The following is a 14789-nucleotide window of genomic DNA, read 5'->3' as shown; positions in this document are numbered from 1 at the left end:
ATCAGCCCGGGAAAACGCCCGTCGACAGATAGCGATCACCCCGGTCGCAGACGATGCTCACGATGACCGCATTCTCGACTTCCTGAGCGAGGCGCAGCGCCACATGCAGGGAGCCGCCGGACGAGATGCCTGCGAAGATGCCTTCTTCCCGCGCCAGTCGGCGGGTCATCTCCTCGGCGTCAGCCTGCCCGACATACTCGAGCCGATCAACCCGAGGCTTCTCGTAGATGCTCGGCAGGTAAGCCTCGGGCCACTTCCGAATGCCCGGAATCTGCGAACCCTCTTCGGGCTGACAGCCGACGATCTGGATGGCCGGGTTCTGCTCTTTCAGGAAACGTGAGGTCCCCATGATGGTCCCGGTCGTCCCCATCGAACTGACGAAGTGCGTGACACGACCGCCGGTCTGCTCCCAGATCTCGGGGCCGGTGCCCTCGTAGTGCGCCAGAGGGTTATCCGGGTTACCGAATTGATCGAGAATGACCCCCTGCCCTTCGTCGCGCATTTTCTCGGCGACGTCTCTCGCCATCTCCATGCCGCCTTCCTTGGGCGTGAGCACCAGCTCTGCGCCAAATGCGCGCATGGTCTGACGACGTTCGACGCTCTGGTTCTCCGGCATGACCAGAATCATGCGGTAGCCCCGCATTGCGGCAACCATCGCCAGCGCAATGCCGGTATTGCCACTGGTGGCCTCGATCAGGCAGTCGCCCGGGTGGATCGCCCTCCGCGCTTCAGCGTGCATCACCATCGACAGTGCCGGCCGATCCTTCACCGACCCTGCGGGGTTGTTGCCCTCGAGCTTGGCCAGGATCACATTGTTGCGTCCCGCCTCAATTCGCTTGAGCCGCACCAACGGCGTATGCCCAACGTAATCCTCGAGCGTCTTGAATTCCATTTGAATACCCTTTCAGACCTTCAAGGCCATTGCAGCCGCTCAGCGGCGACCGATACCGTGATAGTCGATGTCGAGTTTGCGCATCACAGCGGGGTCGTACATGTTGCGTCCGTCGAAAATGACCGCGCTCTTCAGCGCCTGCCGGATCGCATCGAAATCGGGACTGCGAAACTCCTTCCACTCGGTCACGATCACCAGCGCATCCGCATCGTCGAGCGCGGCCATCGGGCGCTGGGCATAGCGCAGGCGCGGTTCGTCGCCGAAGATCCGCTTTGCCTCGTCCATTGCCACCGGATCGTAGGCCGTCACGGTTGCGCCACGCTCGAACAGTTCGCGGATGATGACCCGGCTGGGGGCGTCGCGCATGTCGTCGGTGTTGGGCTTGAACGCGAGTCCCCACAGGCCGAAATGCAGCCCGCTGAGGTCTTCGCCGAAACGGGACACGATCTTGCGCACGAGCAGCATCTTCTGCGCATCGTTGGCAGCCTCGACCGCGTTGAGCAGCAACAGGTCGTGATCGTTTTCGCGCCCGGTACGCACCAGCGCCTTCACATCCTTCGGGAAGCACGAGCCGCCATAGCCACAACCGGCATACAGGAAGTGCCAGCCGATACGCGGATCGGAACCGATACCCTGACGCACGAGTTCGATGTCAGCACCGAGAGTCTCGGCCAGATTGGCCAGTTCGTTCATGAAGCTGATGCGGGTCGCCAGCATCGCATTCGCTGCGTACTTGGTGAGCTCCGCACTCTTCACGTCCATCGCCAGCAGCTTTTCGTGATTGCGCTGGAAGGGGCCGTAGAGCTGGCGCATCAGCTCAATGGCACGCTCATCGTCGGCACCGACGATGATGCGGTCGGGACGCATGAAATCGTCGACCGCAGCGCCCTCCTTCAGGAACTCAGGATTCGACACCACGGAGAACTCAATCGCAGCCTTGCGCTTTTCGAGCTCTTCGGTGATAGCTGCACGGACCTTGTCGCCGGTACCGACCGGCACCGTGGACTTGTCGACCACGACCCGGTAATCGTCCATGTAGCGACCGATGTTGCGCGCGGCCGCAAGCACGTACTGCAGATCGGCCGAGCCGTCCTCATCGGGCGGCGTACCGACGGCGATGAACTGGATGGTCCCGAAACGTGCGGCCTTCTCGATGTCTGTCGTGAACGAAAGACGCCCGGCTTCGACGTTACGTCGAACCACGTCGAGCAGCCCCGGCTCGTGAATCGGAATCCCGCCCTCCTCGAGGATGCGGATCTTGTTCGGATCCACATCGAGACAGAGCACGTCATTGCCGACATCCGCAAGGCACGCACCGCTGACGAGCCCTACATACCCCGTACCGACAACCGTAACCTTCATGCGATTTCCCTCATCAGTGCCGGAACCCGAGGCTCACGGCGTAAGATCGAATTCCTCGGTCCTGCGCGGCGGATAGGTCTCCCAGCCGCCACAGGCCGGACAACGCCAGTGAAACTGTCTCGCCTTGAACCCGCAGGCGTCGCAGCGGTAGCGTGCAACCTTGCGCGTATGACCGTGGATCAGCTGCTTTATCATGTCGATGTCGCCGCGCAACTCCGTCGGCGCTGTCAGCAAGGCCGCCTCGAGCAGTTTGTCCAGGCCCAGCAGGGTCGGGTTGCGACGCAACTCCTCGCGCACCAGATCATAGGCCGCCTTGGCCCCGAGCTTGTCAATTTCCCAATGAAACAGCTCGTCGAGCAGATCGAGCGAGGGGTGGCGCTCAAGCCATGAACGCAGCAACTGGTGGCCCTGCTCGATCCGCCCCAGCCGTCCATAGATGTCCATGACCCGCTGTGCCGCCAACGCAAGGTAGACCGGATCCTGGCTCTCGATCCGCTTCCATGCCTCAAGCGCATCCTCGTCACGCCCTTCGGCAAGCAGGAGGTCACCCTGAATCAGACTCGCACGCACGCAGCGGCGGTTGATTGCCAATGCGTCACCCACGTGCCGACGAACCTCGTCGAAGCGGGAACTGGCAAGTGCCTGGGTCGCGAGCTCGCAATGAAAGTTGGCCACGTCCGTGCGCCAGTGCAGGCTATCGTGATCGGTCAGAAAGCCTGCGATCTCGATCGCCTTGGCCCAGTCCTTTTCCTGCTGATAGATCTCGAGCAGATAGCGCAACGCGACATTGTCGGCGCGCGTGCCACGCAGCCGCATGAACACGGCTTCAGCCCGATCGAGCAGACCTGCCTTGAGAAAATCCTGTCCAAGCTCGCCCAGCGCCTGAAGGCGCTGCTCCTCGGAAAGGTCCTCCCGATCGACAAGCAGCTGATGCATGCGAATCGCACGATCAGTCTCGCCGCGGCGCCGGAACAGACTGCCCAGTGCGAAATGAAGTTCTATTGTCTGAGGATCGATCCGGACTGCCTCGACAAAGGCATCGATGGCCTTGTCAGGCTGTTCGTTGAGAAGAAAATTCAGCCCGCTCAGGTAGGAGCGGGGCAAGGCTCTGGACTCGTGGACGACCTGGCGGATGTCGATGCGTGCCGCCAGCCAGCCCAGGCCAAAAAACAGTGGCAGCGCAAGCAGCCACCAGAATTCGATTTCCATAGATGTCAGAGAGTCTCGGGTGCCTGTGCTTCGGCCACGGGAACGGGTGATTCAGCACGCTCGCGTTTTGCCCGGTCGATCTGCTTGCGCAAGCGCGAAATCTCACGCCGCTGCCGCAACAGAGACCCGAAAGTTGCCGTTACACCCAGCAGGGCACCGGCCGCAAATGCAATCAGGATGATGAAGACGATGGGCAGTTGCCACTCACTGCCGAAGAAGAACCTCAGGCTCGCCAACTGGTCGTTCTTGACCGCGAAGCCGAAGAGGAGAAAAAACAAAACGAGGCGGAGTAACCACATCAATGCGCGCATATCGACATTATCCCCGAGCACATGACAAAAAAGAAGGCAGCCTAAGCCGCCTTCCCTGATTCATTCCACCGATCGCCGCGCGGTCAACCGCCAATATCCACCCGTTCGCGCAACTCTTTGCCGGCTTTGAAGTGCGGTACGTACTTTTCAGGCACGTGCACCTTATCACCAGACTTGGGGTTGCGTCCCGTTCGGGGAGGACGATAGTTCAGCGCAAAACTTCCAAACCCGCGGATCTCGATGCGGTCACCGCGCGCGAGCGCGTCGGTCATCGCATCGAGAATCATCTTGACCGCGTAATCGGCATCCTTTGCCACCAGCTGCGGGAAACGTGCCGCCAGCTGGGCAATCAGCTCCGATTTGGTCATGATCGGTTAGATTACTGCTTCTGCTCGTTCAGCTTGGCCTTGAGCAACGCACCGAGGTTGGTCGTGCCGGACGAAGCAGCGCTTTCGGAAGCCATCTTGTTCATGACTTCGGACTGCTCAACCTGATCCTTGGCACGGATCGACAGGTTGATCGAACGCGTCTTGCGATCAACGTTGATCACAACTGCTTCGATTTCCTGGCCTTCCTTCAGCACGGAGGTCAGATCATCAACACGATGAGCTGCAGCTTCGGAAGCGCGCAGGTAGCCCTCGACTTCTTCACCCAGCGCAATCACGGCACCGCGAGCTTCAACCGACTTGACCGTACCGGTCACGAGGCTGTTCTTCTCGTGGGTAGCGATGAAGTTGGTGTACGGATCGCCTTCCATCTGCTTGATGCCCAGCGAGATACGCTCACGCTCGACGTCGATTGCCAGAACGATGGCCTCAACCTCGTCACCCTTCTTGAAGCGGCGCACGGCGTCTTCACCGGACTCGCTCCACGACAGGTCGGACAGGTGAACCAGGCCGTCAATGCCGCCTTCCAGGCCGATGAACACACCGAAGTCGGTGATCGACTTGATCTGGCCGCGGACCTTGTCACCCTTCTTGTGGTTCAGGGCGAAATCGTCCCACGGGTTCGAAGCGCACTGCTTCATGCCCAGCGAGATACGACGACGGTCTTCGTCGATTTCGAGGATCATCACTTCGACTTCGTCGCCCAGCTGGACAACCTTGGTCGGATGGATGTTCTTGTTGGTCCAGTCCATTTCGGAGACGTGCACCAGGCCCTCGATACCCTGCTCGACTTCGACAAAGGCGCCGTAGTCGGTGATGTTGGTGACCTTGCCGAACAGGCGGGTGCTCTGCGGGTAACGGCGGGAGATGCCGACCCACGGATCTTCGCCGAGCTGCTTGAGACCCAGGGAAACGCGGTTCTTCTCCTGGTCGAACTTGAGCACCTTGGCTTCGATTTCGTCGCCGACGTTGAGCACTTCCGACGGGTGACGCACACGACGCCAAGCGAGGTCGGTGATGTGCAGCAGGCCGTCGATGCCGCCGAGGTCAACGAACGCACCGTAGTCGGTGATGTTCTTGACGATACCCTTGATGACCGTGCCTTCCTTGAGGTTGGCAAGGAGCTTCTCGCGCTCTTCGCCCATCGACTCTTCGAGCACTGCGCGACGCGAAACGACAACGTTGTTGCGCTTGCGATCGAGCTTGATGACCTTGAATTCGAATTCCTTGCCTTCGTACGGCGTGGTGTCCTTGACCGGGCGCATGTCGACCAGCGAACCCGGCAGGAAGGCGCGGATGCTGTTGGTCATGACGGTCAGACCACCCTTGACGCGACCGGAGATCACGCCCTTCACCAGGGTGCCTTCGTTCAGTGCCTTCTCGAGGTCGTTCCACGCCGAGATACGCTTGGCCTTGTCACGCGACAGGCGGGTTTCACCGAAACCATCTTCAAGTGCATCGATCGCAACGTGGACGAAATCGCCGACATTGACTTCGAGGTCGCCGCGATCGTCGCGGAATTCCTCGATGGGAACATAGCTCTCGGACTTCAGGCCGGCATTGACGACGACGAAGTTCTGGTCGATGCGTACGACTTCAGCGGTGATGACTTCACCGGTACGCATTTCCTGAAGGGCAAGGCTTTCTTCGAACAGGGCGGCAAAGCTTTCTTCGAAGGCGGGGGTGGCAGTTGACATAAAGAGAAAGAATCCGGGACCGGCGTGCGACGGCAAGCAAAGTAAGTTGATGGACACGCACCGGGCACCCTTGCCCGGGCATGGTGAAACTCAACCGGTCGCCAGTCCCCGATCCCGCACGAGATCGAGCACGAAAGCCACGGCCGCATCGACATCCATTGAGGTGGTATCGAGCAGTACCGCGTCCGGCTGTTGCTGCAATGGAGCAACGGATCGGGCCGCATCACGCGCATCCCGTTCACGGAGATCCTGCATCAAGCTCTCAAGCTTAGCAGGCAAACCCTTTTCGATCAACTGCTTATATCGACGCTCCGCACGCGCCTCAGCGGAGGCCGTGAGAAACACCTTGACCTGTGCGTCAGGGAAGATCGTCGAGCCCATGTCACGCCCTTCCGCCACCAGTCCAGGCCCGTGCCTGAAGTCGCGCTGACGCCCGAACAGTGCGTCGCGCACCGCCGGCAGCACGGCCACCCTGGAGGCGCCGACCGAGCATGCCTCTTGCCGGATCTCATCGCTGACATCCTCGTCGCCAAGCAACACACGGCCGCCATCGAAGCGGGCCGGCAGGGCCGCCGCCAGCGCGGACAGCGCCACCGCGTCGCCGAGATCAACGCCACGACGCATCGCAGCCAGCGCCGTGAGCCGGTACAGGGTGCCGCTGTCGAGGTGATGCCAGCCCAAGGCCTCGGCCACGCGGGCGCCGACCGTTCCCTTGCCCGATGCGGACGGACCGTCGATCGCCACCACCGGGACCGGTGTCACGACACCGGAGAACGCAGCGAAGTAGTCGGGGAAGGTCTTGTTGACGCATTTCGGATCATTGATCCGCACCCTGCAGCCGCCCAGGCTCACCAGCGAGAAGCACATGGCCATGCGGTGGTCGTCATAGGTATCGATCGCAGCGGGTTGCAGCGTCGCAGGCGGGGTCACGCGAATGTAGTCGGCACCCTCTTCCACGTCGGCGCCGACCTTGCGCAACTCGATGGCCATGGCCGCGATGCGGTCGGTCTCCTTGACCCGCCAGCTGGCGATATTGCGCAACCGGCACGGGCCGTCAGCGAAGAGCGCCGCCACCGCAAGCGTCATGGCGGCATCGGGAATGTGGTTCAGATCGAGATCGAAGGCGCGCAGACAACCAGACGCCGGCGCCGAAGCCTCGATCCAGTTGTCGCCCATACTGATGCGCGCGCCGATCTGCTCCAGCGCCTCGGCAAAGCGGACATCGCCCTGGATGCTGCTGCTGCCTACACCCTCTACACGAACCGGACCACCACCAATGGCGCCAGCGGCGAGAAAATAGGAGGCCGATGAAGCATCGCCCTCGACGAACAGGGTGCCGGGAGAGACATAACGGGCACCGCCGGGAACGATGAAACGCCCCCAGTTCTCATGCGTCACCCGTACGCCGAAGCGCGCCATCAGATCGAGCGTGATCGCGATGTAAGGCCGCGAAATGAGCTCGCCCACCACTTCGATCGTGACCTCTTCACCGGTGAGCGGCAGCGCCATCAGCAAGGCCGTCAGAAACTGACTCGAGACGTCTCCCCGCACCTTGACCACACCGCCGCGGCGAATCGTCGCCGGGCGCAGCTGCAGCGGCGGGAAACCCTCGTTGCCGAGATAGTCGATATCCGTACCGATCTGGCGCAGCGCATCGACCAGATCGCCGATCGGACGCTCGTGCATGCGTGCCACACCCGACAGGTGATAGCTGCCACCGGACAGCGCAAGTGCGGCCGTCAGCGGCCGGAAGGCGGTCCCCGCATTGCCGAGAAAGAGCTCGGCGGCCTTGACCGGAAACGGCCCACCCGCACCACGCACGCGGTAATCGTTGGTGCCGGACTCATGGCGCCAGTCGACCCCGAGCGCACGCAGCGCATCGAGCATGCGTTCGACGTCGTCCGAGGCCAGAAGGTCACGAATGTCTGTTTCGCCCTCGGCCAGCGCGGCCAGCAGCAGGACCCGGTTGGAGATGCTCTTGGAACCCGGCAGACGCACCGTTCCACTGGCCTCGAGTACGGGAGGCAAATCTAGAAATTGCATGGCTTACTCAGCAGATGAGGTGGGCGGAAACTGTGATGCCCAGGCATTACGTGCAACGCGGGCTTCATCGAAGAGCTCTTCGAGTCGCTTGCCGTCGCCCGCCATCAGGAGTGCACGTACATAGGCGAGTTCGGCCAGATACTGATCGAGTTCGCCAAGCAGCGCCTGACGGTTGGCGATGCAGATGTCACGCCACATTTCGGGGTGGCTGCCGGCAATCCGGGTGAAGTCGCGAAAACCGCTGGCCGCATGGGAAAACAGCAATTCGGCATTTGCACGGCCGGCAAGGTCGTGCACCAGCCCAAAGGCGAGCAGATGCGGAAGGTGGCTGACTGCCGCGAACACCCGGTCGTGGTCGTTGGGTGCCATCTCGACCACCATTGCCCCACAGGCCTCCCATGCGGAACGCACCAGGACGACCGCAGCCGCATCGTTCTCGGGCAAAGGGGTGAGCACGACCTTGCGATCACGGTAGAGCTCGCCGAAGGCGGCATCCACACCGCTGGTCTCTGCGCCGGCAATCGGATGCGCCGGCACGACGTGCGACAGCCGGCTATCGAGATGACGGTAGGCCGCCTCGATCACGTCACGCTTGGTACTGCCGGCATCGGTCACCACGGTGCCGGGGGCGAGATGCGGCGCCATTGCCGCCATGATGCTGTCCATCTGTCCGACGGGCGCCGCAAGCAGCACCAGATCGGCGCCATCGAGCGCAGATGCCCAGTCGGTGGCGACCTCGTCGATCACGCCCAGCTCTCGCGCCCTTTCGAGCGCGCTCGCTGTCCGGCCAATCCCGACGATGCGCTCAACCACGCCCGCCTTACGCAGACCCAACGCAAATGAACCGCCGATCAGACCGACGCCACACACCACCAGTTTGCCGATCAGCGCCATACCTTCTCCTCGGGCGCTCACGCCAGAATCTGGCGCAAGGCCTCAATGAACCGAGTGTTTTCTTCGGGCAGTCCGATCGAGACCCGCAACCATTCGGGCATGCCGTAGCCGGCGATCGGGCGCACGATGACACCGCGCTTGAGCAGCCCAAGGTTCACGGCAGCCGCATCGCCTGCCCTGAAAGCCACGAAATTGCCCGACGACGGAATCCACTCCAGCCCCAACTCGGACAGAGCCCCGGTAATCTGGGCCATGCCGCGGCGGTTGATCTGAGCGCTCTGCGCCAGAAACTCTTCGTCACCAAGCGCCGCTTCCGCGGCCGCAAGCGCGATGCTCGAAACGTTGAAGGGCTGACGAACCCGGTTCATCAGATCGGCCACCTCGGGATGCGCAATCGCGTAGCCCACGCGCAATCCCGCCAGGCCGTATGCCTTGGAGAAGGTGCGCGAAATCAGCAGATTCGGAAAGCGAGCCAGCCAGCCGATGGCATTGTAGGACTGCTCCGGCGCGAGGTATTCGGTATAGGCCTCGTCCAGCACCACCAGCACATCCCGCCGCACCTTCCCGAGGAAGGCCTCGAGTTGCTCGCCGGACAGGAAGGTACCGGTCGGATTGTTCGGGTTCGCGATGAACACGATACGGGTTTCGGGCGTGATCGCTGCGGCCATGGCATCGAGGTCGTGCCCGAAGTCCCGGGCCGGCACCTCGATACACTTCGCCCCCACCGCGTTCGTCGCCAGCGGGTACACCGCAAATGCGTGCTGCGAGAACACCGCGGCACAACCGGGCGCCAGAAACGCCCGCGCAGCGAGCTCAAGAATGTCGTTGGAGCCATTCCCGATCACCAGTTGCTCGGCACGCACGCCAAACTTGCTGCAGATCGCCGCTTTCAACGCAAAGGCATTACCGTCCGGATAGCGGGCGACCTCCGACAGCACGCCGGTGATCGCGCCGCGGGCATGCGCACTCATGCCGAGCGGGTTCTCGTTGGACGCGAGCTTGACGATGCTCCCTTCGGCGATGCCCATCTCCCGGGCCAGCTCGGAAACCGGCTTGCCGGGCAGGTAGGGCATGATTGCGCGGATGTACTCCGGCGCATTTCCAGCAACACTCATGCTTGTCTCCAGCTTGTTCAGATCGCGGCGACGGGGTAGGACCCCAGCACCTTGACGAAGGCGGCACGCTCGCCGAGTTCCTTGAGCGCGACCGCCACATCGGTGTCGGTCTGGTGGCCCTGCAGGTCGACATAGAACACGTATTCCCACAGCCCACCACGGGCGGGCCGGGACTGCAGCTTGGTCATGTCGACGCCATGACGGGCGAGCGGCTCGAGCAGCGCATACATCGCACCGGGCCGGTTCGGCGCCGAGCACACCACCGAGGTCTTGTCCTTGCCCGACGGACCGGCCTCGTGATGCGCGATCACGAGGAAACGGGTCGAATTGTTGGGATCGTCTTCGATGTTGGATGCGAGCTTGTTCAGGCCGTAAAGTTCGGCGGCGGCTTCGCCCGCAATCGCGCACGACTCAGGATCTTCCGCAGCCAGTCGCGCGGCCTCGGCATTGCTCGCCACCGGGATGCGCGGCAGATTGGCCAGATGACGATTGAGCCATTCGTGACACTGGGCGAGCGACTGCGCATGCGAATACAGCCGCTTGGCGCCACCGATACCTTCGGCACGCGACAGCAGATGCTGATGGATGCGCAGCTTGACCTCGCCGCAGACCTTGAGCGGGTTCGCGAGCAACAGATCCAGCGTGCCGCCGACAGCGCCCTCGGTGGAGTTCTCCACCGGCACCACGCCGTAGTCGGCATTGCCCTGCTCGACCGTGCGGAACACGTCGTCGATGGCGGCCATGGGCAGGAAGTTGGGAGCCGAACCGAAGTGCTTGCGGCTGGCGCTCTCGGAGAAGGTGCCGGCGGGGCCCAGATAGGCCACCTTCAGCGGCTGCTCCAGCGCCAGGCAGGCCGACATGATCTCGCGAAAAATCCGCTGAACCGCGCCACCGGGCAAGGGACCGGGGTTGATATCGGCCAGGCGGCGCAGCACCTGGGCTTCACGCTCCGGGCGATAGATGTTGCCATGCTTGATCTCGCCCACACGCTGGGCGCAGGTGGCACGCTCGGAAAGACGGGCGAGGATCTCCTCGTCGAGGCTGTCAATCCGGTTTCTCAGGTTCAGCAGTTCGTCGCTCATGCTCAGCTCTCAAAACGCCCGATCGGGCTCAGGCCCTGCGCGCGGCAAAGTCGCGCATGAAATCCACCAGCGCCTGCACTCCGGCAAGCGGCATCGCGTTGTAGATCGAGGCCCGCATGCCCCCGACCGACTTGTGTCCCTTCAGCTGAAGCAGACCTGCAGCCTTCGATTCGGCCAGGAAGGCTTCATTCAGCGCTTCGTCCTTGAGGAAGAACGGTACGTTCATCCGCGAGCGGCACGCAGGGTCGATACGGTTCTCGTAGAAGTCGCTGGCATCAAGATAGCCGTAGAGCAGTTCGGCCTTGGCGATGTTCTGCGCCTCGATTGCGGCGACCCCGCCCTGGCGCTTGAGCCACTGGAAAACCAGCCCAGCGATGTAGATGCCGTAGGTTGGCGGCGTGTTGTACATCGAGCCGTTGTCGGCAACCGTCTTGTAGTCGAAGGCCGTCGGACAGTGTGCAATCGAGCGCCCGAGCACGTCGTCGCGCACGATCACGATGGTCAGGCCGGCGGGGCCGATGTTCTTCTGCGCACCGCCAAACAGCAGGCCGTATCTGGAGATATCGACCTTGCGCGACAGAATGTGCGATGACACGTCGGCCACCACCGGTACCTCGCCGCGTCCGATCGTGGCCAGATCCGGCTCAAACGGATACTCCACGCCACCGATGGTCTCGTTGGTGCAGGTAAACACATAGGCAGGGTCGGCCGACAGCTTCCACTCTGCCATCGGCGGCACCGACCTGAAGCCGTTCGCCTCGGCGCTCGCTGCGATATTGACCTCGCAGTAGCGCCGCGCTTCCTTCTGCGACTTCTGCGACCACGAACCGGTAACGACATAGTCCGCCACCCGCTTGTCACCAAGCAGGTTCATCGGAATGATCGCGTTTTCGGCAATCGCACCGCCCTGCATGAACAGGATGCGGTAATTCGACGGCACCGCGAGCAGTTCGCGCAGATCGGCTTCGGCCGCCTCGGCGATGGACATGAACTCCTTGCCGCGGTGGCTCATCTCCATCACGCCCATGCCGGCGCCATGCCAGTCGAGCATCTCCTCGGCGGCCTGGCGCAATACCGGCTCAGGCAGTGCTGCCGGACCGGCGCTGAAATTCCACACCCGACTCATGCTTCGCTTCCTTCTTCACCTTCGCCTTCGGCCGGCGCATCTCCGCCAGCGTCTGCGACCGGGCCCTCGCCCGCTTCAACATTGCCCTCATCACCGCCTTCCGGCGCCTCGTCGAGACTGCCAACAAGCTCATCCTCATCCGACTCGGCAACCTTCTCAATACCGGCGAGGTAGGTACCTTCGTCCAGGTTGATCAGGGTCACGCCCTGGGTTGCGCGGCCAAGCTCACGGATATCCTGAACCTTGGTGCGAATCAGCACTGCACCTGTGGAGATGAGCATGACCTCGCCGGTCGGCTCGACCAGCACAGCGCCCACCAGCTTGCCGTTGCGATCGGAAGTCTGGATCGCGATCATGCCCTTGGTGCCGCGGCCATGGCGGGTGTACTCGGCGACCGGCGTGCGCTTGCCGTAACCGTTTTCGGTTGCGGTCAGAACCGACTGCGATTCGTCCTTGGCCACCAGCATTGCGATCACGCGCTGACCATCTTCCAGCGTCATGCCGCGCACACCGCGCGCTTCGCGACCCATCGGGCGCACGTCGCCCTCGGCAAAGCGCACTGCCTTGCCGGCGTCGGAGAACAGCATCACATCGCAGGCGCCATCGGTGATCTCGACGCCGATCAGGTGATCGCCATCGTCCAGGTGCACCGCAATGATGCCGGCCTTGCGCGGGTTGGCGAAGGCGGTCAGCGCGGTCTTCTTGACTGTTCCGGCAGAGGTCGCCATGAACACGAAGTGGTCGTCGTCGAAGGCCTGCACCGGCAACACGGCATTGATCTTCTCCCCTTCCATCAGCGGGAAGAGGTTTACGATCGGCTTGCCACGTGAGTTGCGCGTGCCCTCGGGCACTTCATAGACCTTCAGCCAGTAGGCACGGCCACGGCTGGAGAAGCACAGCACGGTGTCGTGGGTATTGGCCACGAACAGGTGATCGATGAAGTCCTCGTCCTTCATCGAGGTCGCCTGTTTGCCGCGGCCACCACGACGCTGGGCGCGATAATCGGCCAGCGGCTGACGCTTGAAGTAGCCGGTGTGCGACAGCGTCACCACCATGTCTTCAGGCGTGATCAGGTCTTCGATGTTGATCTCTGACGTATTCATCACCAGCTCTGAGCGACGCGGGTCGCCGAACTGGTTACGAATGCCGGTGAGCTCGGCAACGATGATTTCGGTGATACGTTCCGGGCGGGCCAGGATGTCGAGCAGGTCGGTGATGATGTCCATCACTTCGCGGTACTCATTGACGATCTTGTCCTGCTCGAGGCCGGTCAGGCGCTGCAGGCGCAGCTCAAGGATGGCCTGGGCCTGCGCTTCGGACAGGCGATAGCCCTGAGCCGACAGACCGAACTGCGGATCGAGCCCGTCGGGCCGGTAGCTGTCGGCCAGCGCGCGCGACAGCATCTCTTCGACCAGCGGCGAGCGCCAGGTGCGATCCATCAGGCCGCGCTTGGCATCGGCCGGGGACGGTGCCGCCTTGATCAAGGCGATGATCTCGTCAACGTTGGACAGCGCAACCGCCAGACCTTCGAGGATGTGACCACGATCGCGCGCCTTGCGCAGCTCGAAAATGGTGCGGCGGGTGATGACCTCGCGCCGGTGCTCAAGGAAGCACACCAGCATCTGCTTGAGGTTGAGCAGGCGCGGACGACCGTCGACCAGCGCCACCATGTTCATGCCGAAGCTGTCCTGCAGCTGAGTGTGCTTGAACAGCTTGTTCAGCACTACCTCGGGCATCTCGCCGCGCTTGAGCTCGACCACCAGGCGCATGCCCGACTTGTCGGACTCGTCGCGGATCTCGCTGATGCCCTCGATCTTCTTCTCGTTGACCAGCTCGGCCATGCGCTCCTGCAGGGTGCGCTTGTTCACCTGATAGGGCAGCTCGTCGACGATGATCGCCTGACGATCGCTCTTGCCGATCGGCTCGAAGTGGGTGCGCGCACGCATGACCACGCGGCCGCGGCCAGTGCGATAGCCTTCATGAACGCCGGAAAGACCGTAAATCAGCGCAGCGGTCGGGAAGTCAGGCGCCTTGACGATCTCGATCAGCGCATCGATATCGGTTTCGGGCTCTTCGAGCAGCTTCAGGCAGGCATCGATGATCTCGCCGAGGTTGTGCGGCGGGATGTTGGTTGCCATGCCGACCGCAATACCGCTCGATCCGTTGATCAGCAGGTTGGGGATCCGCGCCGGCATGACCAGCGGCTCTTTCTCCGAGCCGTCGTAGTTCGGCCCGAAATCGACGGTTTCCTTGTCGATGTCGGCCAGCAGTTCGTGACCGATCCGCGCCATGCGGATTTCGGTGTATCGCATCGCCGCGGCGTTGTCGCCGTCGACCGAACCGAAGTTGCCCTGGCCGTCGACCAGCATGTAGCGCAGCGAAAAGTCCTGCGCCATACGCACGATGGTGTCGTACACCGCGGTATCGCCGTGTGGATGGTATTTACCGATCACGTCACCGACGATACGGGCGGACTTCTTGTATGCACGGTTCCAGTCATTGGAGAGCTCGTGCATTGCAAACAGCACGCGCCTGTGTACCGGCTTGAGACCGTCGCGCGCATCGGGCAACGCGCGCCCCACGATCACGCTCATGGCGTAATCGAGGTAGGAGTGGCGCATCTCCTCCTCGAGGCTGATCGGGAGTGTTTCCTTGGCGAACTGTGTCATGCT

12 protein-coding genes are annotated in these 14789 nt (G+C 62.4%); all 12 read right to left on the bottom strand.

Translation table 11 applies throughout. The features are described from left to right. Position 1: 1 nt before the first annotated feature. Entirely contained in the window at positions 2-892 is an 891-nt protein-coding gene (cysM, locus tag CEW87_RS13365; protein WP_108973704.1) for a cysteine synthase CysM, read from the bottom strand. Between the two features lie 39 nt (positions 893-931). Next, the gene (locus CEW87_RS13360) at positions 932-2254 is read right to left on the bottom strand and encodes a UDP-glucose dehydrogenase family protein (RefSeq protein WP_108973702.1); all 1323 of its coding nucleotides are present in this window, start codon (positions 2252-2254) and stop codon (positions 932-934) included. A 33-nt stretch (positions 2255-2287) separates the two neighbouring features. Next, on the bottom strand, positions 2288-3463 hold the full coding sequence (gene lapB, locus CEW87_RS13355) for a lipopolysaccharide assembly protein LapB (RefSeq protein WP_108973700.1): 1176 nt from the start codon (positions 3461-3463) through the stop codon (positions 2288-2290). Positions 3464-3468: 5 nt separating this feature from the next. Then, positions 3469-3774, bottom strand: a complete 306-nt coding sequence (locus CEW87_RS13350; RefSeq protein WP_108973698.1) for a LapA family protein — start codon at positions 3772-3774, stop codon at positions 3469-3471. An 83-nt stretch (positions 3775-3857) separates the two neighbouring features. Continuing rightward, positions 3858-4142: an integration host factor subunit beta gene (locus tag CEW87_RS13345; protein ID WP_108947605.1), complete on the bottom strand. Its 285-nt coding sequence runs from the start codon at positions 4140-4142 to the stop codon at positions 3858-3860. An 11-nt stretch (positions 4143-4153) separates the two neighbouring features. Then, a complete protein-coding gene (gene rpsA, locus CEW87_RS13340) occupies positions 4154-5857 on the bottom strand; it encodes a 30S ribosomal protein S1 (RefSeq protein ID WP_108973696.1) in 1704 nt (567 codons plus the stop codon). Between the two features lie 90 nt (positions 5858-5947). Beyond that, positions 5948-7900: a bifunctional 3-phosphoshikimate 1-carboxyvinyltransferase/cytidylate kinase gene (locus CEW87_RS13335; protein ID WP_108973694.1), complete on the bottom strand. Its 1953-nt coding sequence runs from the start codon at positions 7898-7900 to the stop codon at positions 5948-5950. A 3-nt stretch (positions 7901-7903) separates the two neighbouring features. After that, positions 7904-8794: a prephenate dehydrogenase gene (locus tag CEW87_RS13330; protein WP_108973692.1), complete on the bottom strand. Its 891-nt coding sequence runs from the start codon at positions 8792-8794 to the stop codon at positions 7904-7906. Between the two features lie 17 nt (positions 8795-8811). Beyond that, entirely contained in the window at positions 8812-9909 is a 1098-nt protein-coding gene (gene hisC, locus CEW87_RS13325) for a histidinol-phosphate transaminase (protein WP_108973690.1), read from the bottom strand. Between the two features lie 17 nt (positions 9910-9926). Beyond that, a complete protein-coding gene (pheA, locus tag CEW87_RS13320) occupies positions 9927-10991 on the bottom strand; it encodes a prephenate dehydratase (RefSeq protein WP_108973688.1) in 1065 nt (354 codons plus the stop codon). Positions 10992-11019: 28 nt separating this feature from the next. Next, positions 11020-12117 carry a 3-phosphoserine/phosphohydroxythreonine transaminase gene (gene serC / locus CEW87_RS13315; RefSeq protein WP_108973686.1) on the bottom strand — a complete coding sequence of 366 codons (1098 nt, stop codon included), beginning with the start codon at positions 12115-12117 and terminating at the stop codon, positions 11020-11022. After that, positions 12114-14786 carry a DNA gyrase subunit A gene (gene gyrA / locus CEW87_RS13310; RefSeq protein WP_108973684.1) on the bottom strand — a complete coding sequence of 891 codons (2673 nt, stop codon included), beginning with the start codon at positions 14784-14786 and terminating at the stop codon, positions 12114-12116. Before gyrA ends, serC begins: the two co-directional genes overlap by 4 nt. Between the last annotated feature and the right edge of the window lie 3 nt (positions 14787-14789).

Source organism: Parazoarcus communis (assembly GCF_003111665.1).
Taxonomy (GTDB): domain Bacteria; phylum Pseudomonadota; class Gammaproteobacteria; order Burkholderiales; family Rhodocyclaceae; genus Parazoarcus; species Parazoarcus communis_B.
This window is presented reverse-complemented; position numbering and strand designations above follow the sequence as displayed.

Excerpts from the sequence above, each read along its gene's own strand:
- rpsA (WP_108973696.1), bottom strand. The coding sequence starts at position 5,857 with ATGTCAACTGCCACCCCCGCCTTCGAAGAAAGCTTTGCCGCCCTGTTC.
- CEW87_RS13335 (WP_108973694.1), bottom strand. The coding sequence starts at position 7,900 with ATGCAATTTCTAGATTTGCCTCCCGTACTCGAGGCCAGTGGAACGGTG.
- CEW87_RS13350 (WP_108973698.1), bottom strand. The coding sequence starts at position 3,774 with ATGCGCGCATTGATGTGGTTACTCCGCCTCGTTTTGTTTTTTCTCCTC.
- CEW87_RS13330 (WP_108973692.1), bottom strand. The coding sequence starts at position 8,794 with ATGGCGCTGATCGGCAAACTGGTGGTGTGTGGCGTCGGTCTGATCGGC.
- CEW87_RS13360 (WP_108973702.1), bottom strand. The coding sequence starts at position 2,254 with ATGAAGGTTACGGTTGTCGGTACGGGGTATGTAGGGCTCGTCAGCGGT.
- lapB (WP_108973700.1), bottom strand. The coding sequence starts at position 3,463 with ATGGAAATCGAATTCTGGTGGCTGCTTGCGCTGCCACTGTTTTTTGGC.
- hisC (WP_108973690.1), bottom strand. The coding sequence starts at position 9,909 with ATGAGTGTTGCTGGAAATGCGCCGGAGTACATCCGCGCAATCATGCCC.
- serC (WP_108973686.1), bottom strand. The coding sequence starts at position 12,117 with ATGAGTCGGGTGTGGAATTTCAGCGCCGGTCCGGCAGCACTGCCTGAG.
- CEW87_RS13345 (WP_108947605.1), bottom strand. The coding sequence starts at position 4,142 with ATGACCAAATCGGAGCTGATTGCCCAGCTGGCGGCACGTTTCCCGCAG.
- gyrA (WP_108973684.1), bottom strand. The coding sequence starts at position 14,786 with ATGACACAGTTCGCCAAGGAAACACTCCCGATCAGCCTCGAGGAGGAG.
- cysM (WP_108973704.1), bottom strand. The coding sequence starts at position 892 with ATGGAATTCAAGACGCTCGAGGATTACGTTGGGCATACGCCGTTGGTG.
- pheA (WP_108973688.1), bottom strand. The coding sequence starts at position 10,991 with ATGAGCGACGAACTGCTGAACCTGAGAAACCGGATTGACAGCCTCGAC.